This window comes from Halopenitus persicus, from assembly GCF_900107205.1.
Lineage (GTDB): Archaea > Halobacteriota > Halobacteria > Halobacteriales > Haloferacaceae > Halopenitus > Halopenitus persicus.
This window is the reverse complement of record NZ_FNPC01000003.1, coordinates 283,161-303,791: the sequence shown is the minus strand read 5'-3', so window position 1 is coordinate 303,791 and position 20,631 is coordinate 283,161. Positions and strand designations below refer to the sequence as shown.

The following is a 20,631-nucleotide window of genomic DNA, read 5'->3' as shown; positions in this document are numbered from 1 at the left end:
CACGTGGCAAGCGGGCCGAAGGGATCACCCCCGGCGACGAGTCACTGCGCGTCGGCGAGCCGTTCGAGACGCTCGAGGGTGTCGGCATCGGTGACGTCCTTGTCCTCGCGGACGCCGACGAACCGGGGGAAGCGAAGCGCGTAGCCGGAGCCGTAGGTGGGCGACCGCTGGATCTCCTCGTAGCCGACCTCGAAGACGACTGCCGGGTCGAACGTCACCGTCGTGCCTTCCTCGGACCGGACGAGCGGCTCGAACTGGTCGGTGAGCGAGGCGAGCCGTTCGTCGGTGATGCCGGTCGCAACCTTTCCGACCGGCTCGAACCGCCGGTCCGCGTGGACGGCCTCCTCCCCGTCGCCAGCCCGGTCGACGCGAACCGAGACCTCGAACGTGCCGAACAGCGACGCCCGCCGCCCCTCCCCCCACTCGCCGCCGGTCACGACGAGATCGAGCGTCTCCACGTCGGGCTTCCGCTTGAGCCAGTTTTTCCCCCGGTCGCCCGGCGTGTACGGCGAGTCGGGGTTCTTGAGCATGATTCCCTCGTGGCCCGCGTCCAGCGCCCGGCGTTCGATCGTCTCGATCGTCTCCACGTCGTCGGCGATCGTGAGCGTCGCCGCGAGGTCCGGAACCACCTCGCGAAGGCGGTCGTGGCGCGTCTCGAGCGGCGCCTCCAGGAGGTCCTCGCCGCCGGCGTGCAGGCAGTCGAAGGCGTGAAACCGGAGGTCGACCTCCTCGCGCATCCGGTCGACGTCGTGTTTCCGTCGAAACCGCCGCAGCACCTCCTGGAACGGGAGCGGGTCGCCGTCCTCGTCGACCGCGACGACCTCGCCATCGAGGATGACCGGGACGTCGACGCGCGACGCAACCAGCTCGACGACCTCCGGCAGCGCCGCGGTGACGTCGTCCATGTTCCGCGAGTAGAGTTTCGGACCGATGCCGTCGGTCGCGTCGACGGCGGAGGCGGTGGAGGCGGTGGATCCGGGCGACGTCGGAGACGACGGCGCGTAATGGACCTGCACGCGCGCGCCGTCGAACTTCGTTTCCACCGCCGCCCGGTCCCACTCCGCGAGCGCGTCGGCGGCCGTGCCGGCCTGCGCGAGCATCGCCTGCACCGGCCGGCCGACGACCAACCGCTGGTCCGCGAGCCCCGGCCGGCCGCGGTCGCGGGCGATCGCCGCGACGCGGCCGTAGTCGTTGGTCACCTGCAGGGCGCGTTCGACCGCAGCGACGTCCTCGTCGGTCGCCGTGAGGACCGGCTCGCCGTTTTCGTCGTCCTGCCCCGCATCCTCGCGTCGGCCGTCCCCGTCGGTCCCGGACGCACCCGCGTCCGAGGGGGTGGCTGCGTCCGTCGCGAGGAACGCCTCCGCGATCGCGTCCCTGACGGTCCCCTCGCCGACGCCGAGTCGCATCTCCCCGAGCACGAGCCGGGCGAGGATCTTCGCCGCCGGCGGGTCGATCCGGTTGAACAGGCCGAACAGCGTGTCGAGCTTCGTCCCCTCGCTGCCGTCGCCGGCGGCCGCGGCGATGGACCGGAGCGTCCCATCGACGTCGGCGACGGTCGGTCCGGACCCGTCGACGTCTCCGTCGGCGTGAGTGCCGTTCCCGGCGCCGAAGGCGGCGAGCCCGCGTTGGCCGCCGAAGTCGTACGAGGCGGCGACGGCGCCGATCTCCCCGCGATCCGCGAGCCGGTCCTCCACGTCGGCCGTATCCACGTTCGGGCCCGCCGCCTTGGCGATCGCCTCCCGGCAGAGAGCCGGGCCGACGTCGAGCGTGCGCGTCTCGTGGGCGGGGAAGACGCGGCCGAGGAGGAACCGGACGACCGTCTCGAGGTCCCCGTCGGCGTCCGCGAGCAGCGCCGCCACGAGCACGGTCGTCGCGTGATCGGCCTCCGTCTCCTCGATCGCCTCCGCACGGGCGGCGAACGCGGCGAACTCCATACGCCGGATCGGCGGGTCCCGGTAAAAAACGCGCCGATGGGTGGCGCCGATCGGCGGCCGTCCGAAGCCGGCCAGCACGGGTCGTGGGCGGACCGGTCAGCACGGGTCGTGGGCGGACTGGCCGGTACGGGTCGTGGACATTTATACCGCCGTGGACGCGTGGACCCTGTATGGACACCGACCACGAGCTCTCCGCACGCGTCCGTGAGGCCCTCGACGTCGACATCGAGGCGTTTCACTCCCGGGCGGAAGCCGACGCCGAGGTCGTCAAGGAGCGGCTTCGGGACGGCGCCTTCGACAACCACCAGTCGATCGTCGGGTTCGAGTACGAGTTCTACGCCGTCGGCGACGGCCGGTGGAACGCCGAGTCCCACGACGGGGAGTTCTCCCTGATGCGCGTTCCGCGCCGGCTGCTGGAGCTGATGGGGTTCGAAAAGGAGCTCGGGCTTCACAACGCCGAGATGTCGACCAGCCCGCAGCCGTTCTCGAACCACGGGCTCGAGGCGCAGCTCTCGGAGGTGCGCGCCCGTCTCCAGGCCGCCCTCGAGTGTACCGCCGCCGAGGGAATGCGGCTCGTATCCGACGGCCTGTGGACGATCCCGCCGACCGGCGAGAGCGCGACGGAGTATCTCACCGACAGCGTCGAGATCGACGGCGTCCACATCGCGACGAACATGAGCGACGCGGTCCGGTATCATGCGATGGCGAACGCGACGGCCGACGAGTCGGTCGGCCGCGACGTCGAGCTCGAGGCGCCCGGCGTGTCGATGACCACGAAGACGGTGATGCCGGAGAGCCTGATCACCTCGATCCAGCCACACTACCAGGTCTCGCAGGCCGCGATGCTGCCCGTCCACTTCCGCTACGCGCTGCGGATCGCGGGCCCGCTGCTGGCGCTCGGGGTCAACTCGCCGTTCTTCCCGCCCGAGCTGTACGACGCGGACTGGGACGGCGAGCGGATCCTCGCGGAGGGAGCACAGGAAAACCGTATCCACGTCTTCGAGTCGGTGTTGAACGGCCGCACCGTCGAGCCCAAGGTCCGGTTCCCGCGGGACGTCGAGACGGTCGAGGAGGCCGTCGACCGGATCGCGGCCGACGAGTCGTTCGTGCCGGTCGACCCCGATCCCGGAACCCGGTTCGACGACGACTTCGCCACCTTCCGCAGCAAACACGGCACCTACTGGCGGTGGGTGCGGCCGGTCTTCGACGGAGCGACGCGCTCGTCGGCGAACGCGCGGATCGAGTTCCGGCCGATCCCCGCCCAGCCGACCGTCGGCGATTCGATCGCGTTCCAGGCCGCCTTCGCCGGCCTGCTCGAGGAGCTGCCCCGCCGGGAACACCCCGTCATCGACCTGCCGTGGGAGCGCGCCCGCGAGAACTTCTACGCCGCGGTCGCGGACGGGATCGACGCGGATCTGGCGTGGATCGGGAACCACGGCGAGCTCACGCACGACCACGAGGAGCTGTTCGAGGACCTCCTCGACCACGCGGTCGCGGGCTTGGAGTCGGCCGGCTGCGCTCCCTCGACCGCGGAACGCTGGATCGCGCCGCTCCGGTGGCGGGCCCACGAGCGAACCACGCCGGCCCGGTGGAAACGCGACCGGGTCCGGAATCGGATCGACGACGGAGCGTCCTTCGAGGACGCGGTCGTGGAGACCCAGCGGGAGTACGTCGAGCACCAGACCGAGACGCTGGTCGACGGAAGCTTCACCGATTGGTGACGGATCTCGGCGTCTCCGGGGCAGGAACGGAACGCGTCGGGAACGGAACGCGTTGGGAGCGAATGCGTCGAGAACGGAACGCGTCAGGAACGAATGCGTCGAAAACGAACGCGTCGGGAACGGTTTACGGCACGTTCAGCCGACCGGTCGACCGGTCCCGGAAACGCCCGCGAACGCTTATAGCAGGTCGTCGATCTCCTTGTGGCGCGAGATCTCGACGCCGTCCTCGGTGACGACCGCGACGTTGATCCCGTTGCCGGAGGCCAGGTCGCGCTCGACGGCGGACTTGATGGCCTTCGTCGCCACCGTCTTCGCGTCGTCGATCGAGAGGCCGGATTCGAACTCCTGTTCGAGGACGCCGAGCGCGTACTGGGAGCCGGAGCCGGTGACGGTGTACTCCTCCTCGGTCGTGCCGCCGAGCGCGTCGATGGAGTAGATGTGGGCACCCTCGTCGTCGACGCCGCCGAGGATCGGCTGTACGATGAAGAACGCGCCCGACCGGAGCAGGTTCCCGGTGAGCGTCGAGAGCGCCTGCATCGACATGTCCTTCCCGCGGCGCGCCTCGTAGAGGTTCGTCTCGGCACGGAGCGTCGAGATGAGCGACTGGGCGGCCGAGACCGACCCGGCGATGGTCAACGCGCCGGTCGGATGGATCTGCTCGACCTTCTGGACGTCCTTCGAGGAGACCATGTGTCCCATCGAGGCGCGCATATCGGTCGCCAGCACGACGCCCTCGTCGGTGGTGAGCCCGACGGTCGTCGTCCCGGTCTTCATTCCTTCCTCGTCGTTCGCCTCGGCGGCGCGCTGCTCGCGGTCGGTGAACTCACCGAGCTCCGGACCGAAGACCGGCTGCTCGCTCGACGGTTCCATCGAGAGGTCGCCTGTCGGTGTTCGCATTACGTTCCGGTTCGCCACGGGCGCTGATAAAGGCAACCCTTCGGTCCCCGGCGGGTCGCGGCGGACCGGGACGGTCGCCAAGCCAGCGACGACGGGAAGAAAGCGATCGTCGCCGGTGCCGTCAGTCGGCCGCGGTCACTCGGCGGTCTCGGCGGCCGCACCGGTCGCTCGGACGAGTCGGCCGATCGGGAGCGGAATCGGGATCCCGGCCCGGCGGGCCGCGAGCACGATCGGGAACAGGGCGATTCCGAGGGTGACGGTGAGCTGGTGGAGGCCGAATCGGACGGCGTGTCGGGTGCGGCTGAGCATCGATCTTCGCTCCCAGCGAGACGGAGGTCATATATAAACTTTCTCACCGGAGGGAGAGTTGTATCCGGCCGCAGTCAGGCGATCAGACATCGGGTCCGCCGTGGCAGCCACACGATCGTACCGTGGCCGGATCCATCCCGATACAACGGTTGGGTCTCCCGAACCATTCGCATAACTTATGGCAAAGCGCTACGGGTCGTGCGCCTATCGATCGGGACGCCGGCGTGCGCCCGACCGACGACGGCGTGGCGACGCCAAACCGCAAAGCACGTGTGTTCCCGCCCCCACCCCAACGTATGAGCAACTACCTGGTCGCGATGGAGGCCGCCTGGTTGGTTCGTGACGTCGAGGACATCGATGACGCCATCGGCGTCGCGGTCAGCGAGGCCGGCAAGCGGCTCAACGAGACCGACAAGCAGTACGTCGAGGTCGAAGTCGGCGCGACACCGTGTCCCGCCTGCGGCGAGCCCTTCGACTCCGCGTTCATCGCCGCCGGGACCGCGCTCGTCGGCCTCCTGTTGGAGATCGAGATCTTCAACGCGGACAGCGAGGAGCACGCCTCCCGGATCGCCAAAAGCGAGGTCGGCGGCGCGCTCCGCGACGTCCCCCTCGAGGTCATCGAGATCGTCGAGACCGAGGCCGACGAGGACGAATAGCCGGCCGAACCGACGCTGCAGGCCGAACCGGCGCTGCCGGTCGATCCCGCGTCTTCGCCGACCGATCCGATCTCTTCCCGTCCTGCGGGCGAGATCGACCGCCGCCGAAACCTTTTCGTATAACCCATAGTTATCCCCCGTATGGACCTACCCACGCCACAGGACCTCCGGGAGCGCCGCAACGCGCTGGGATTGACCCAGAGCGCCCTCGCGGAGGCTGCCGGCGTCTCACAGCCGCTCATCGCCCGGATCGAGGGGGGCGACGTCGACCCGCGGCTCTCGACGCTCCGTCGGATCGTCAACGCCCTCGAGGAGGCCGAAGGCGAGGTCGTCAGGGCTCGCGATCTGATGCACGAGACCGTCATCAGCGTCGCGCCGGACGACGCCGCCGGGGAGGCGGTCGCGCTGATGGAGCGGGAGGCGTACTCACAGCTCCCCGTCCTCCAGAACGGCGTTCCGGTCGGCTCGATCAGCCAGGGCGACATCGTCCACGCCGGCGAGAACGTCGGCGAGCTCCCCGTCAGCGAGGTGATGAGCGAGTCGTTCCCGACCGTCGCGCCCGAGGCGACCGTCGACGAGCTGCGCAACCTCCTGGACCACTACAAGGCCGTGATGGTCACCGACGGGGGCGAGACCGTCGGGATCATCACCGAGGCGGACATCGCCGCGCATCTGTCCTAGGTCATCCGACCGATCCCGAACGGATCGACTCGCCGGTCGCCGATCCACCTCTCCCTCGATTTTAAACCGGATATCGAACCAGCGCCCGTATGTGCTGAGAACCGTCCACTCCCGGTCCGGGCGGGTGCGGTACGCGCCGGGGTGGATCCACGCGACGCGTCCCCTGCTCGCCATCCATCGCCGGAGGACCGTCTCCGTTCTGCGTCATCGATCCCGGTGCGCGATACGTCCGGTCCGCGCTACAACTCCAGTCCCCGGATCGCGACTGCGTCACCTTCTTCGACGTGACCGATCACGCGCCCGTCGCTCGCGTCGGCGAGCGCCGACGCCCGATCGGCGTCGACGGCGGCGACGAACCCCGTGCCCATATTGAACGTCCGGTGCATCTCCTCCTCGGAGACGTTCCCCTCCTCCTGCACGAACTCGAAGACCGACTGGGCGGGGTAGGGATCCTCGATCACGTATCGGTGCTCGCCGAGCCGCTCGAGGTTGGTCCAGCCGCCGCCCGTCACGTGGGCCGCGCCGCGAACCCCGTGCTCGCGGAGCGGATCGAGGAGGTCCGTGTAGATCCGGGTCGGCTCCAACAGCGCCTCGCCGACCGTCTCGTAGCCGTCGTATGGATACGGATCGGCGTACTCGTGGTTCCGGGTCGCCGCCGTCCGGGCGAGCGTCAGTCCGTTCGAGTGGATCCCCGACGAGGGCCACCCGACCAGCGCGTCGCCCGGCTCAGCTATCCCATCGAAGACGGCGTCGGACCGAGCGAGGCCGGCACAGGTGCCCGCGAGGTCGAGCCCGCGGATCACCTCGGGCATCACCGCCGTCTCGCCGCCGACCAGCTCGATGTCGGCGCGGTCGGCGCCCCGGTCGAGTCCCTGCCCGACCTGCTCGGAGACGGTCTCGTCGGGGTCCTCGACGGCGAGGTAATCGACGAACGCGACCGGCCGAACCCCGGCCGCCACGAGGTCGTTGACGTTCATCGCGATGCAGTCGATGCCGATCGTCGAGTAGTCGCCCAGCGCCTCGGCGACGAGCAGCTTCGTTCCGACACCGTCCGTCGCGAGCGCGAGATAGCGGTCGCCGATGTCGAGCAGGCCGGCGTAATCGCCCTCTGAATCGCCGACGGCGCCGATGAGCGCCGCCGTCGCGGCCTCGCTCGCGTCGATGTCGACGCCCGACTCCGCGTAGGTGAGCTCCGCGTCTCCATTGTCTCCATCACGTCCGTCGTCTCCGCCGTCACCGGCGGCGTCCGATCCGGAGTCCCCGTCCTCGGTCATACTCGTGCAGCCGGTTCGGCGGTCCAAAAGCACACCGCTTGTCGATCGACGGCGGTCGATCAGGGCCGGCAACGACCGCTGAACGCAGCGAGAACGGGGTTCAGAACGCGTACACGCCGACACCGCTGAACAGGAACCCGGCCGTCGCGACCGCCGAGACGACGAAACAGGCGGCCCAGACCGGCTTGCTCCAGCCGATCACGGTCTTCCCGTCGAGGGGACCGTACGGGATCAGGTTGAACGCCGCGAGAAAGAGGTTGATCGCGACGCCGCGCGCGCCGAGCACCGAGACGATCGTGGACTGCGTCGCGAATCCGACCACGAGAACCGGCGCGAAGAGCACGCTGAGGCCGAGGTTCACCGCGGGGCCCGCCAGCGCGATGTGGCCGTGTTCCCGCGGCGTCAGCCGCCCCCGGTGGTGGACCGCGCCGGGCGCGGCGAAGATGAATCCGAGGAACGCCGACATCACCGCGAGGAACAACATCCCGTGGTCGGCTCGGAACTCGGCGATCTGGTCATAGTGGACCGCGACGACCTTATGGGCGACCTCGTGGAGGAGGAACGCGACGCCGGCCGTCGCCAGACTGATTCCCACCAACACGATGCCGACCGGGGACAGCAGCGCGGCGATCGCTCCCGCCCCGCCCTCGAAGAAGACGGCGAACGCGACGCCGAGCGCGAGCCAGGCGACGAGCAGATCCCGCAGTTCGGTGCGGCTGAACTGGAGGCCGCCGATCGCGACGCCGCGGCCGCCGTGTCGCCGACTCATTGCGCCGTCACCGCCCCCCAGATCGCGTCCGCGCTGTTTCGCGCCCCTTCGAGCATCAGCCGTGAAACGCCGTCTATCCCGCCGATCTCGGCACCGAACAGCGGCAGAAGATACGTCGCGAACAGGAAGCTGGCGACGATGCTGCCGACGTTGGTCATCGCGACCACCATGATCAGCCGGAAGAGCGGCACCTCGAACATCTCGGCGAGTATCTGCCGCACGGGTTTGGTCTCATCGGAGAGCAGCTCGTTCAGCGTGGCGACGTCGCTCACGTTGACCGAGAGGCTTCGCAGCTCCACCCAGCCGGCGAACCAGCCCGGCGCGAGCATCGGGTTGATCGAGGTCATCCACGCGACCGCGCCGCCGACGCCGGCGGACGTCCACCGGGCGCCGGCGATCTTCGCGAACGCGAACGCGAAGACGGCGTTGATCGCGAACCACGCCGCGAACAGTCGGAGGAGGAACTCGTTGCCGACTCCCGCCATCGCCAGCAGGACGAAGAAGCCGATGAAGGCGATCGAGATCGCGTAGCCGAGGATCGTCCCCCACGGAATCCGGTGGTTTCGTGCCCGCTCGGTCCCGACGAGGTCCGCTGCCGGCGGCAACGTCGCGGGGTTCTCGAGGTACGACTCGATCCCCTGCCGGTGACCCGCGCCGACGACGGCGACGACATCGAACCCGCGGTCCCGCAGCGCGACGAGTCGATGGGCGATGTAGGCGTCCCGCTCGTCGATGAGCGCCTCCGCGCCGCCCGGGGAGAACTGTCGGAACTCCTCCATCATCATCGTGACGGCGTCGGCGTCGGTCAGCTCGGAGAGCTCCAGCTCCTCGATCCCGCCTTCATCGGTCGGCTCGAGGCCGCCGAACAGGCTGAGCACGCCGGCGGCGAACAGGCCCAGCGTCACGCCCCCGATCAGGCCGAGCCCGAGGCTGCCGATCGCGCGGATCGTGAACGGACCGAGCCACGCGGTCAGGACGCCGTCGAGGGCGCCCGTAGCCGCGACGGCCCCCGCGGCCGCCAGCCCGGCGCCCAGCGCGGCGACGAGGCGTGATTCCGGCTCCAGCGCTCCGGATCCGAGGGCGTCGACCAGATACGCGACCACGCCGCCGACGAGGGCACCGCCGGCAACCCGGAGCAGGACGGCGTCGGTGACCCCGATCGACCCGCCGAACAGGCCGATGGCGGGGCCGACCAGCAACCCCACGAAGAGGCCGACGAGGATCCCGACGATCCGGGAGTCCGTCACGCCGAACGCGAGACCGCCGACCATCCGGAGCTTCTCGGCGATCGTCATTCGGGCCCAGAACCGCTGCATCGTCGTCTGAATGTCCCGGTCGACGAGGGCGACGTCGATCCCCAGCGACTGCGCGGTCTCGACGGCCGCCAGCATGTCCGCGCCGGGTTCGATGTCGAACCGCTCGCCGAGCTGGGTCTGGACGTACGACAGCATCCAGTAGGCGAGGAACTGGAAGACGGTGTTCCCCTTGAGGAGGTCGCTCGCGTCCAGGTCGTCGGGCGTTTCGCCCTGGAGCTGTCGGTACCGTCCCTCGTCGAGCTCGACGGCGACGACGTCCGGTCGCTCGCGTTCGATCGTCTCCTCGACCTCGGTCACGCTCTCGCTGGAGACGTGAGCCGTGCCGACCACGGTCACCGATCCGGGTTCGGCGTCGCCGTCGGCGGTCGTCGTGGAACCGCGTGGCTGGCCCGCGTCGGCGCCGTCCCCGACGTCCGGCTCACGGACGGACGCGGACGGTGACGGGTCGCCGGACGATCCGTCGGGTCGATCGTCCGGCTTCTCGGGCGTGTCGGGCATTACGCCCCGCTAGTCGAGCGTCGCGTATAGTGGTTGTGTGTCGGGAGCGCTCCCTCGTTCCCGCCTGCGTCGACGCGATCGGTGGATGGGAAGATGAACCGCAACCCGCCACGGTGAGTTCCAAACCCCCATACTTAACCGGTCACGCGAACCACGACTCGACGATGGCCGGACCGTCCGACGTGTGTGTGCTTCTGCCGACGATGGACGAAGCCGCCACGATCGAGGACGTCGTCGCCGCCTACCGTGAGGAGGGGTTCGAGAACGTCCTCGTCGTCGACGGCGGGTCGACCGACGGGACGCAACGGCTCGCCGCCGAGGCGGGCGCTCGGGTGATCGAACAGTCCGGCGAGGGGAAGGGACAGGCCGTTCGTGAGGCGGTCCGGGACCACATCGACGCCGAGTTCGTGTTGCTCGCGGACGCGGACGCGACCTACGACGCCGCGGACGCACCGGCGATGCTCGAGCCGCTCCGGGACGGGCGGGCCGACCACGTCATCGGCGACCGATTCGCGGACATACGCCCCGGCGCGATGACGCGACTCAACCGGATCGGCAACCGACTGATAAACCGGGCGTTCGCCCGGATCCACGGACAGGACTATCGGGACATCCTCTCCGGCTACCGTGCGTTCACGCGGGAGTCGTTCGAGGCACTCTCGCTTGCCGCCGAGGGGTTCGGCATCGAGACCGAGATGGCCGTCGAGTGCGTCAAACGCGACCTCACCGTCGAGGTCGTTCCGATCACGTACCGCCCCCGACCGGAGGGGTCCGACACCAATCTCCATCCGATCCGTGACGGGGGAATCATCTTTCTGGAGCTGTACCGAAAGGCGAAGACGAACAACCCCCTGTTCTACTTCGGAAGCGTCGGAACGATCGCGACGATCGGCGGGATCCTGGTGGCGATCTACGTGCTCTACGACTGGATCGCTCACGGCATCGGACACGAGATCCTGGCGATCGTTTCCGCGGCGGGGATCCTGCTCGGGATCCAGCTTTTGATGTTCGGCTTCCTGGCGGATATGATACTGACGCTCCACCGGGAGCGGCTCGGCGACGGGGACTGATGATCGGCGGAGCGTCGCGAAACCGCGCTCCACGGACGTCGTTTCACGACGGCACCGCCCACGACGGCGACGTCCGCTTGAAACGAACGGGAAACGAATGGGGCGTCTCAGAACGGGAGCGCCTCGCGGAGCCGGTCGAACACCGACCCGCCTTGACGGCGACGTTCCTCGAAGACGGGATGGACCGCGTTCATCAGCTCGGCACGCGTCTCGAAGCTCTCCCGCGTGACGCGATCGAACGCCTCCCCGAGATCGAGGGTGCGTCCGGATGCATCGTACGGGATCGCCGTCGAGGAGAGCCCTTCGAGCACCTCCCGTTGGGTCGCCGGAAACTCGACGTCGGATTCCTCCAGGCGGGCGTCGAGCGCCGCGATCCCGAACTCGATCGCGTCCGGTTCGTCGGCGTCGTTGCTCGGGGGACGAACTGCCATTGCGGTCGCGTTCGGGTTCGTCCCCCAAAAACCCACGCGACTCGGGCCGACGTCCGGCGTGCGTCCGCCGCCGTGCCGAGCGCGGACGGTCGAGGCTAGATCAGGCCGATCGCGACCGCGGCAACGTAGGTCACCACGAGCAGGATGACCGCGTGTTTGACCCCATCGCGGAGGTCGCCCTCGCCGAGCTGGCCCGCGATCAGTCCCGAACAGACGCCCTGAATGACCGCCGCGTGATAGAATATCAACTCGTACCCGTCGACGTTCGCCTCCCCGAGCCCGTCGGTGATCCCGCCGCCGACGCCGCTCGCGACGCCGCCGCCCATCCCCGCGGTCGCTCCCGAGAGGTTGGCCCCCTCGATCGCCGGAATGAACGCGAGCGTCAGCGAGGCGATGATCCCGAGGAAGACCAGAAAGGAAATGTAGATCACGATCAGGTAGGTCATCATCACCTGCTTTCGCTCCCGCCGGAGCTGACGAGTCGCCCGCGCCTCGTCGGCGGCGATGTTGAGAACCGGCGCGATGTCGCCGCTGGCCTGCATCGCGTTCACGATCAACGCGACCGACCGGGAGACGAGCGGCGACTTGATGCGCCGCTCCATCCGATACAGCGCCGACTCCACGTCCGCGCCCCACTCGACGTCCCGCCAGGTCCGTTCGAGCTCCGGCGTGAGGTCGTCGAGATCCGACCGGCGAACGCGGTCGAGGCTCTCGACGACCGTCATCCCGGCCTCGTTGATCGACGCGAGCCGGTCGAGAAAGTCCGGCACGGACGCCTCGATCCGGGCGGTCCGCCGGCTCTGGATCTCGTATAACGCGGCATAGACCGCGAGGACGAGGATCGTCGACTGTACCAGGGCGTCGTCGACCGCGCGTACCAGCGCGTCGATCGACGCGGTGGGGATCGGGGTCGCCGTCGACCAGATCCAGACGGCGGCGAGCGGGAGGGTCACGGCCAGCGAGGTGTGTGGCCGCCACAACAGCAGCCGCGTCGGTCGGCGGGCCCAGCCGAGGAGGCGCTGGAGCCGGTCGTACTGCGCGAGCCGTTCCCGGTCCGCTCGCCACCGGTCGCCGGCGTTCCCGTCACCGGCGTTCCCGGCGGGGGAAGCCGGTCCGCCGTCGGGTCGGGTTCCGATCGGACGGGCCGTCGGGTCGACGGTTTCGTCGGCGTCGGTCGCGTCGGCGGGAACGTCGGCCGAGTCGTCCCTCTCGTCGGAACCGACCGCGGCCGTCGTCGAGTCGTCGACCGGCTGCGTCACGCTATCGACGTAGACGATGAAGCCGGCGCTGGCGAGTGGGACTCCCGCATAGACGACGATCCGGAGGATGGGGACGGTGTCCTGAATGACGAGCCCGACGACGACGAGGATCGTGATGAAGAAGAGCGGCCCCGCGACCAACACCGTGACGTACGCCTCCGCGAACGTCGACAGGAGCTCGAGGTACTGCTCCTGTTGGGCCTCCGACTCCTCCTGGTAGCGATCGTACTGGTCGTTGAGGAACTCCGAGATCGACCGTCCCGACCCGAGCACGGACGCCAGATTCTCGGCGAACTCCTCGAGGTTCTCGCTGGGCGTGTGGTGGGCGACGCGCCGCAGCGCCGTCAGGACGTCGGTTCCGAAGGTGTTCATATCACGCACGGCGACGCCGAGTTCGGTCGCCGCCTCGCCGTAGACGTCCTCGTTCTCCGCGAGGGTGTTCATCACCGTCGGGAACGTCATTCCGGAGCGGGACAGCGCGTAGACGAACGCGACGGTTCGCGGCAGCGTCGCGTCGATCCGTGCCCCGCGCTCGTGTGCGCGCTGGTCCAGCACGAACCACCGGGCGTAGTAGACGCCGAGCGCCAGCGTCGCGCCGAGCGTCCCCGAGAAGAACACCAACAGGAGAAACAACTCGCCGACCCCGATCGTCGAGAGCCGGGCGAGGTCGGCGAGGAACGCGAGCCCCGTCGGCAGCGCCGCCTCGATCCGGTCGGCGCCGACCTCGAGAGCGTACAGCAAGCCGGCGGCCGCGTAGATCCCGAGCATTCCGCCCGCGATCCCGGCGGCGCCGGCGTACAGCAGCGTCTTCGAGGCGTAGACGCGGTGCGTGGTGCTTGCGTGCGCGGACCGCAACAGCTCGCGCTGGTCCTGCTTGCGCGGGCTCTCGTCGGCGACGTAGTCCCCGAACAGCGACAGCGCGAGCCGGGAGACGAACAGTCCCGCTCGTCGGCTCACCGCGGGGGCCAACAGGAGGCCGAGCGCGGCGGCGAGCGCCACGAGCGGCAGGAATCGGATCATCGCCGGAGGGTTCCGATACGGCGGTTTCCACGGTCGGTCCGTCGTTTCCGGTCGGTCCGTCGTTTCCGGTCGGAGCGTATCACGCCGTCGACGCCTCCGTTTCCGGATCGGACGCCGCCTTCGACTCGAGCCGCTCCATCACGCGGTCCGGGTCGGCGTAGTACTCGTTGACGAGGGCGGTGAAGCGCTTGTAGCCCGTGATCCCCAGCTCGCGGAGGAGCTCGAGGAACCGTTCGCGGCGGTCTATCTCCGTGAGCAGCTCCGCGCGGTTCCAGCCCCGTTCCTCCTTGATCTCCCCGAGCAGCTCCGAGTCGTTCGCGGTGAAGGCGTCGGACTCCGGTTCCCACTCGAAGGCCGAGGAGTAGTCGAGCTCGCCGGTCCGCTGGTCGATCCCGCCGATCTCGCCGATCACCTTCGCGCGCCGGACGCGCTCGTTGCCGAACCTGGCGAGGGTCTGGATCGACAGCATATCGAGCGACTGGACCATCGCGCGCGGGACGTTGATCGGCTCGTTCTCCAGCCGGTTGATGACGGTCTCGATCGAGTCGGCGTGCATCGTCGAGAACGTGGTGTGGCCGGTGTTCATCGCCTGAAAGAGGGTGACCGCCTCCTCGCCGCGGACCTCGCCGACCAGAATGTACTCGGGCCGATGCCGGAGCGCGGACCGGAGCAGGTCGTACATGTCGATGTCGCTGCCCTCGTGGAGGCGTTCGCGGGTCACCGAGGAGAGCCAGTTGTCGTGGTACAGCGAGAGCTCGCGGGTGTCCTCGATGGTGAGCACCTTCGCGCGCGGCGGGATGAACATCGAGACGGCGTTCATCGACGTCGTCTTCCCGGAGGCGGTCCCGCCCGCGAAGATGAGCGACTTGTTGTGCTCGATGCACAGCCAGAAGTACGCCATCTGCTCGATCGAGAACGTCCCGTAGTCGATCAGGTCTATCGGCGTGAACGGCTCGTCGGCGTACTGCCGGATCGTGAACGCCGACCCCCTCGGAGTGACCTCCTCGCCCAGTGCCAGTTCGGCGCGGGAGCCGTCCGGGAGGGTCGTCTCGACGATCGGCTCGCCGACCGAGATGTGTCGTCCCGACTGCTGGGCGAGCCGGATGACGTAGTTGTCGAGCTCCTCCTGTCCGTAGGAGACGTTCGTCTCGACGTCGGTGTAGGAGTCGTGGTAGACGAAGATCGGGAGGTCGTAGCCGTCACAGGAGACGTCCTCGATGTGGGGGTCGTGCAGGATCGGATCGACCTTGCCGAACCCCCGAAAGTCGCGGTAGAGGTAGTACGCGAGCGCGTGGAAGGTCGTCATATCGACGGCGACGCCGTACTGTTCGAGCAGGGACTCGAGTTCGGTCTTGAGCGTCGTCTCGGGGGTCGTCCCCGCGCCCTCCTGAAAGAGCAGCGGATCCCTGATGTCGTCGACGACGCGGCGAAGCAGCGACGTGGTGAACTCGTCCAGGTCGGGCTCGACGGCGTAGTACTGGTGTTTGCTCTCCTCGTCGTCGTAGGTCACGACGACGTACGCGAACGGGGCGTTCACCCAATAGCGATCGACCTCCGTTTGCCCTTCGGGCGGAGTGAACGTACCCAGAGGGCCGTCCACGCCGGGACGGAACGGTCGGACGGTGATGTCGGAGCCCCGGAGCATCTCCCAGGTCCGGACCGCGCGGCGACGAAGGGTCTCGAGCCGCCCGCCGTCCCCGTCCCCGGCGTTCGTGTCCCCCGACATGCGTTCCTACCCGGTCGTCGGTCCGCGTCGACTTAAAAGCTGGACTGCCGCGACCGAGGGTTTCCGTCGGCGGTCGACGTCAGGGATCGCTTATTGTCGGTCGACGTCAGGGTGCCTCACCGCCGATCGGCGCCGAGCAGCACAGCCCCGAGGGCAACGAGCAGCAGGGCGCCGACCGGCAGCGGAAGCCCCGGCACGCCCAGCGTCACGAGCAGGTACGTCGCCACGAGCAGAACGGCGCCGGCAAGCGCAAGCAAGCCGCCTATGAGCCGGACCGGGTCGACCGGTCCGTTCTCGACGCGCTCCTCCGCCAGATAGTAGACGATCGAGACGAGGACGGCGCCGCCGATCAACGCCGATCCCGCCGCCCAGGCGAGGTAGGCGTCGTAGACGACCTGCCCCGCCTGGTTCGAGATCGCCGCCGGGATCGAGTGCAGGAAGAAGGACCGGTCGTCGATCGCCCACCCGACCAGGTACTGCACCTCGAGGAACGGATACCGGAGGTAGACGGCGGATCCGTACCCCGGGATCGAGGCGTACGTCACGTTCCAGGGGACCAGCGCGGCGAGCCACGCCGAGACGACGGCGAGCTCCCCGGCGTACTCCGACCGTACCCAGACCATACGACCACGCCGACCCGGGATCACTTAAAAACGTCCGTCGAGCCACGGCGCTCCGGATCGCTCCACCTTCGCCGACCGACTCGTCCGCCGGCCACGGCCGGTCGAGGACGGCCGCGGACGATCCGGGGGCGTTACGTTCATACCGTCCGGCCGATAACGTTCGTATAGCTGATGCGGCGGGAGTATTTCGAACTGACGGTCGACAACGTCGACCCGGACGCCGAGGGCGGTCACCGAAAGCCGCTCGTCCGGATCGCGTTCCACGGCCCCGACGGGTTACTGACGAACCGACTGACCGGCCCGGACGGCGAGCTGCTCGCCGCCGACGAGACCGACGTCGCGTTCCGGCTCCGGGACTCGCTGGAGGACGCCCCCGACGCCGAGGGCGTCGTCGCGGTCACCAACCGGGTGACCGGCGACTTCGTGCTCGAGCTGAACGAGGAGGCCGACGACGTTCGGCGGTTCATCCGGGCCGCCCGCGAATACGGCCGGTCGGCGGCCGACGACGAGGAGGGGCGCTACCGCGTCGAGATCACGGTCGACGGCGAGGAGCTGGTCACCTACGACAAGCGGACCTTCCTCGTGTACGACCCCGACGGCAACCTGCTCCGCGGCGAGAGCCTGATTCCGTCCGGCGTCGAGCTGTGAGCGGCCCGGGGCGGAAACCGTTCCGCCGCCGTCCGTGACCCCCTTCCGCCAGCGTTCGTGTCGCGAACCGCCGCCGTTGGTCGCGTCGTGAATCGTCCGATACCGTTCCCGCGAGTGCCTCGACCGGAACGGACCCCGTCGCCGTTCGACCCCGGTTGACGCCCCGGGTGGTTTTAGTACCGTCCGCGAGCAAGGATACGACAGCGAATGGGACTCACGAAACGCATCATCCCGTGTATCGACGTCGACCTCGACGAGGACGGCAACGCCGCCGTCTACACCGGCGTCAACTTCGAGAACCTGGAGTACACCGGCGACCCCGTGGAGCTGGCGCGCAAGTACAACGAGTCGGGCGCCGACGAGTTCGTCTTCCTCGACATCACCGCCTCGGCCGACGGCCGGGAGACGATGCTCGACGTCGTTCGCGGCGTCGCCGACGAGTGTTTCATCCCGCTGACCGTCGGCGGCGGGATCCGCACGACCGAGGACATCAAGGAGACGCTGCGCGCGGGCGCCGACAAGGTATCGATCACGACCGGCGCGCTCGACCGGCCGGCCCTGATCGACGAGGGGGCGGCCGCGTTCGGCTCGCAGTGTATCGTCATCTCGATCGACGCCCGCCGCCGATACGACGAGGCCGGCGAGCACTACGTCGAGGCCGACGGCGAGTCGGTCTGGTTCGAGTGCACGAAAAAGGGCGGCCGCGAGGGCACCGGCATCGACGCCGTCGAGTGGGCCATCGAGGCCGAGGAGCGCGGCGCCGGCGAGTTGTTCATCAACTCGATCGACCGGGACGGCACCAAGGACGGCTACGACATCCCGCTGATGACCGCGGTCTGTGACGCCGTCTCGACGCCGGTGATCGCCTCCTCGGGCTGCGGCGGCCCCGAGGATGCCTACGAGGTGTTCACCGAGGCGGACGCCGACGCGGCGCTGGCGGCGTCGATCTTCCACTTCGGCGAGTACACGATCGCCGACGTCAAGGAGTATCTGGACGAGCGCGGCGTTCCGGTCCGCCGCTAGCGCGTCGTCGGTGAACCGGTCCGCCGCGAGAAGGTGTCGCGACCACGGAGAGCCACGCGCGAGCGTCGCCGGGCGTCAGGCCGCACGGACCGCGTCCGAGAGGGCCGTGGTCTTCTCGGTGATCGCGTCCGCGGCGTCCTCGAGGGCGTCCAGCGGGTCGCCGGATTCGGTCTTGACGGTCAGGATCGGCTCGGTCTGGCCGCCCGACTGTTCGGGGTTGACGTCGTAGGTCGCCGCGGCGACGTCGTCGGCCTCCAACAGCGCGCCCTTCAGGACGTTCATAAAGGTGTGGTCCTCGCCCGCGACCTCGATGCGGAGTTCCGCCTCGCTCTTGTCGATGACCCGCAGTTCCATACCGAGCGGTTCGTGCGAGCCGCGTTTCAACGTTTCGTCTCGACGGGCGCGAGCGCGTAGTGAAACGGGGTCGTCGCGCTACTCGTCGACCGCGACGTCCTCGGTGTCGACGTCCACCGCGGCCTCCTCCTCGGCCGCGACCTCCTCGGGCCGAGCCTCGAGGGTGAGCTTCTGGACCTCGACGCGGCGAAGGGGGTAGATCGTCTTCGCGTCGCCGTAGATCGCCGAGGAGAGCCGTCCCTCGACGATCGAGTCGACGAGCTCCTCGAAGGACCGGTCGGCCGCGGCCTCGTGGACCTGGTCGATCATCACGCGGCGGATGGCCTGCTCCTGGGAGCGGTCGGCCTTCTTCGTCGTGAACGACACGGGCTGGAGCCGGACGCGGTAATCGTCGGTCGTGAGGACCGTGATCGACGCCTCGACCTTCGAGGAGCCGCGCCGCACGAGCGAGCGGAGATAATCCCGCGTCAGCTCGTACTTCACGAACTCGGTGTAGGCCGTGTCGCTGCCGACGTCGGTGATCTTGAACGTCAGCTTGGTGTTGTTGCCGCTGCTGTCCTGGTTCAGGTCGCCGAGCGTCGTCGTGATCGTCCGGCCGACGACCTGGTCGGGTTCCTCCGCGAGGGTCTCGCCGATCTCGTCCCGGTCGAACTGCTCGGGGGCGAGCACCGAGTACCATCGCTTCTCCTGCGTCTGTTTGGATACGGATCGTTCGCTCATGTCTGTGGTGTCGTGTCTACGTCGGTCGTGTCTGCGTCGGTCGTGTCTGCGTCGGTCGTGTGCCCGTTCGTCTCGTTCGTCCGTCGATCCTGACCCGTTCGGGTTCGTCCGTTCCGGTCCCGATCGGTCCGACCCCGATCGGTCCGGTCCCGGTCGTCCGCGACCGCGCGCCGGTGGGTCCGGCCGCGATCGACGAGGCGGTCGGCCACTCCGAGGTTGACGAGGTAGTCGTCGACCGTCGACTGCAGGCCGCCGGTCGTCCCCCGCTCGATCGCACAGACGACCGCGTCGCCGTCGACGCGCGCCTCCATCGAGTCGGTGTTGTCGGGCGCCAACGCGTCCCGGACGAGCGCCGGATCGTCGTGTCGCGTCCGGACGGTCGCCGTCCGGGGCGGGCTATCGACGTCGCCGTCGCCGTCGGCGTTACCGTTGCCGCTCATAGCGCCTCCCTCGTGGCCGCGATCACGGCCGAACCGTCGTCGTCGATCGAAACCCGTGCGCCGCCCCGCGTCGGTCCGCCCCAGCCGGTTCCGTCGAGTTCGGCGGCGGCGTGACGAAGCGCGTCGCCGACGCCGGCCGGGTCGGTGGCCGCGGCGGCCACCCGTCCCGCATCCGGGTCGACGACGAGCGTGATCGGCTCCGGCGATCGGTACTGGTTGAGCAGCCGGGCGACGGTGGGCAGCGTTGCCGCCGGCGCGGACACGCGGGCGACGGAGACGCCGTCGTATCGCGCCATTGTCGCCCCGGCGACCGCCGCGTGGGCGGCCGTGCCGTGTGCCCGCCACGTCTCGAGCGCGGCCGATCGCAGGTCGTCGTTCACGTCGTGATCGTCACCCACGTCGGCTCCGCCCGTGCCGGCGAGCGCGAGCGCGATCCCGGTCCCGGGGGCCTCGCGTGCGAGCACGTCGAGGACGTCGGCGTAGCCGCCGACGGTTCCCACGGGGCCGGTCGTCGCGTACGGCCGCAGCGCGCGTTCGACGGCCGCGGACGCACGCGACGTCGCCGCGGGCGGCGCGACCACGTCGACGGCGACCACCGACGCGATCCGGCGGCGGTCGGCGTCCGCGAGGACGTCCGCGCCGATCGCCGCCCGGACGTCGTCGGGATCGCCCGAGTAGGGCGCGTGGAACAGCGTCGAGGCGGCGATCCCGGTCGCCAGTCCCGCGTCCGTCTCCGGGGTCGGGACGGCAAGGCCGGGACGCCGCTCGACGATCCCACGTCGGGTCGCGACGTCGAGCGCGTCCCCGGACCCGTCCGTTCCCGGAACGGACCCGGCGGCGACGACGCCGGCGAGCGCGAGCACCGGATCGAGGTCGACCCCGAGCTCGGTCCCGACGGCGAAGGCCGCGGTGCTCGCGGGGCGGCCGTCGGCATCGAGCGCGTAGACCGCGATCGTCGACGGATCCGGCGTTTCGGCGGCGCCGGCGCCGACGATCAGGTGGACCTCGTCATCCCTTCCCGCGGTCCGGCCCGACTCCGCGGCTTCGGCGGCGCCGGCGACCGATCCGGCCGGATCCGGATGGGTCCGGATCTGGAACGGCGTGCCGACGCCGCGTGCGGCCCCCGCGAGCAGCGCCGCCGCTGCGAGGGAGTCGCCGTCGTCGCGGGCGACGAGCCGGATGAACGGCGCGTCGCGGACGACGCCGGCGATCGTTTCGGGCGTCGCGTCGGATGCGGTCGCGGATTCGGTCATCGGGTCGTG

20 protein-coding genes are annotated in these 20,631 nt (G+C 69.4%); 6 read left to right on the top strand and 14 right to left on the bottom strand.

The window, feature by feature from the left end; translation table 11 throughout:
• Window positions 1-41: 41 nt before the first annotated feature.
• Window positions 42-1,934: an ATP-dependent DNA ligase LigA gene (ligA, locus tag BLV25_RS06655; protein ID WP_092731612.1), complete on the bottom strand. Its 1,893-nt coding sequence runs from the start codon at window positions 1,932-1,934 to the stop codon at window positions 42-44.
• Window positions 1,935-2,104: 170 nt separating this feature from the next.
• Between ligA and BLV25_RS06650 the strand changes: the two genes are divergently transcribed.
• On the top strand, window positions 2,105-3,655 hold the full coding sequence (locus BLV25_RS06650) for a type 2 periplasmic-binding domain-containing protein (protein WP_021073900.1): 1,551 nt from the start codon (window positions 2,105-2,107) through the stop codon (window positions 3,653-3,655).
• Between the two features lie 177 nt (window positions 3,656-3,832).
• Here BLV25_RS06650 and psmB read toward each other — a convergent pair whose 3' ends face one another.
• Both psmB and BLV25_RS17300 read right to left on the bottom strand, forming a co-directional pair.
• Entirely contained in the window at window positions 3,833-4,552 is a 720-nt protein-coding gene (gene psmB / locus BLV25_RS06645) for an archaeal proteasome endopeptidase complex subunit beta (RefSeq protein ID WP_021073899.1), read from the bottom strand.
• Between the two features lie 135 nt (window positions 4,553-4,687).
• Window positions 4,688-4,861 (bottom strand): hypothetical protein, encoded by a 174-nt coding sequence (locus BLV25_RS17300; RefSeq protein ID WP_021073898.1) that lies wholly within the window; start codon window positions 4,859-4,861, stop codon window positions 4,688-4,690.
• A gap of 296 nt (window positions 4,862-5,157) precedes the next feature.
• Between BLV25_RS17300 and BLV25_RS06640 the strand changes: the two genes are divergently transcribed.
• On the top strand, window positions 5,158-5,517 hold the full coding sequence (locus BLV25_RS06640; RefSeq protein WP_021073897.1) for a DUF555 domain-containing protein: 360 nt from the start codon (window positions 5,158-5,160) through the stop codon (window positions 5,515-5,517).
• A 141-nt stretch (window positions 5,518-5,658) separates the two neighbouring features.
• Window positions 5,659-6,198, top strand: a complete 540-nt coding sequence (locus BLV25_RS06635; RefSeq protein WP_021073896.1) for a CBS domain-containing protein — start codon at window positions 5,659-5,661, stop codon at window positions 6,196-6,198.
• Window positions 6,199-6,437: 239 nt separating this feature from the next.
• Here BLV25_RS06635 and purM read toward each other — a convergent pair whose 3' ends face one another.
• The 3 genes from purM to BLV25_RS06620 all read right to left on the bottom strand — a co-directional run bounded on the left by purM (window position 6,438) and on the right by BLV25_RS06620 (window position 10,055).
• On the bottom strand, window positions 6,438-7,472 hold the full coding sequence (purM, locus tag BLV25_RS06630) for a phosphoribosylformylglycinamidine cyclo-ligase (protein ID WP_021073895.1): 1,035 nt from the start codon (window positions 7,470-7,472) through the stop codon (window positions 6,438-6,440).
• A 100-nt stretch (window positions 7,473-7,572) separates the two neighbouring features.
• Window positions 7,573-8,241 (bottom strand): zinc metalloprotease, encoded by a 669-nt coding sequence (locus BLV25_RS06625; protein ID WP_092731609.1) that lies wholly within the window; start codon window positions 8,239-8,241, stop codon window positions 7,573-7,575.
• Window positions 8,238-10,055 (bottom strand): TraB/GumN family protein, encoded by a 1,818-nt coding sequence (locus BLV25_RS06620; RefSeq protein ID WP_092731606.1) that lies wholly within the window; start codon window positions 10,053-10,055, stop codon window positions 8,238-8,240. Before BLV25_RS06620 ends, BLV25_RS06625 begins: the two co-directional genes overlap by 4 nt.
• Before the next feature lie 164 nt (window positions 10,056-10,219).
• Between BLV25_RS06620 and aglJ the strand changes: the two genes are divergently transcribed.
• A complete protein-coding gene (aglJ, locus tag BLV25_RS06615) occupies window positions 10,220-11,125 on the top strand; it encodes an S-layer glycoprotein N-glycosyltransferase AglJ (RefSeq protein ID WP_092731603.1) in 906 nt (301 codons plus the stop codon).
• Window positions 11,126-11,232: 107 nt separating this feature from the next.
• Here aglJ and BLV25_RS06610 read toward each other — a convergent pair whose 3' ends face one another.
• From BLV25_RS06610 to BLV25_RS06595, 4 genes are all read right to left on the bottom strand, one after another.
• Window positions 11,233-11,556: a hypothetical protein gene (locus BLV25_RS06610; protein WP_021073891.1), complete on the bottom strand. Its 324-nt coding sequence runs from the start codon at window positions 11,554-11,556 to the stop codon at window positions 11,233-11,235.
• A 95-nt stretch (window positions 11,557-11,651) separates the two neighbouring features.
• Window positions 11,652-13,835 (bottom strand): type II secretion system F family protein, encoded by a 2,184-nt coding sequence (locus BLV25_RS06605; protein WP_092731600.1) that lies wholly within the window; start codon window positions 13,833-13,835, stop codon window positions 11,652-11,654.
• A 79-nt stretch (window positions 13,836-13,914) separates the two neighbouring features.
• Complete coding sequence (locus BLV25_RS06600; protein WP_092731596.1) at window positions 13,915-15,561, bottom strand: type II/IV secretion system ATPase subunit; 1,647 nt, start codon at window positions 15,559-15,561, stop codon at window positions 13,915-13,917.
• 116 nt (window positions 15,562-15,677) lie between these two features.
• Complete coding sequence (locus tag BLV25_RS06595; RefSeq protein ID WP_021073887.1) at window positions 15,678-16,184, bottom strand: DUF7549 family protein; 507 nt, start codon at window positions 16,182-16,184, stop codon at window positions 15,678-15,680.
• Between the two features lie 171 nt (window positions 16,185-16,355).
• Here BLV25_RS06595 and BLV25_RS06590 point away from each other — a divergent pair, with 171 nt between their 5' ends.
• Both BLV25_RS06590 and hisF read left to right on the top strand, forming a co-directional pair.
• A complete protein-coding gene (locus tag BLV25_RS06590) occupies window positions 16,356-16,832 on the top strand; it encodes a DUF5793 family protein (RefSeq protein ID WP_021073886.1) in 477 nt (158 codons plus the stop codon).
• A 207-nt stretch (window positions 16,833-17,039) separates the two neighbouring features.
• Window positions 17,040-17,855 (top strand): imidazole glycerol phosphate synthase subunit HisF, encoded by an 816-nt coding sequence (hisF, locus tag BLV25_RS06585; RefSeq protein ID WP_021073885.1) that lies wholly within the window; start codon window positions 17,040-17,042, stop codon window positions 17,853-17,855.
• A gap of 75 nt (window positions 17,856-17,930) precedes the next feature.
• Here hisF and BLV25_RS06580 read toward each other — a convergent pair whose 3' ends face one another.
• From BLV25_RS06580 to BLV25_RS06565, 4 genes are all read right to left on the bottom strand, one after another.
• A complete protein-coding gene (locus BLV25_RS06580) occupies window positions 17,931-18,209 on the bottom strand; it encodes a DNA-directed RNA polymerase subunit L (RefSeq protein ID WP_021073884.1) in 279 nt (92 codons plus the stop codon).
• 78 nt (window positions 18,210-18,287) lie between these two features.
• Window positions 18,288-18,929 carry a 30S ribosomal protein S3ae gene (locus BLV25_RS06575; protein ID WP_021073883.1) on the bottom strand — a complete coding sequence of 214 codons (642 nt, stop codon included), beginning with the start codon at window positions 18,927-18,929 and terminating at the stop codon, window positions 18,288-18,290.
• Window positions 18,926-19,369 carry a KEOPS complex subunit Pcc1 gene (locus BLV25_RS17815; RefSeq protein WP_256335664.1) on the bottom strand — a complete coding sequence of 148 codons (444 nt, stop codon included), beginning with the start codon at window positions 19,367-19,369 and terminating at the stop codon, window positions 18,926-18,928. Before BLV25_RS17815 ends, BLV25_RS06575 begins: the two co-directional genes overlap by 4 nt.
• Window positions 19,366-20,622 carry a hypothetical protein gene (locus BLV25_RS06565; RefSeq protein ID WP_092731593.1) on the bottom strand — a complete coding sequence of 419 codons (1,257 nt, stop codon included), beginning with the start codon at window positions 20,620-20,622 and terminating at the stop codon, window positions 19,366-19,368. Before BLV25_RS06565 ends, BLV25_RS17815 begins: the two co-directional genes overlap by 4 nt.
• Window positions 20,623-20,631 lie beyond the last annotated feature (9 nt).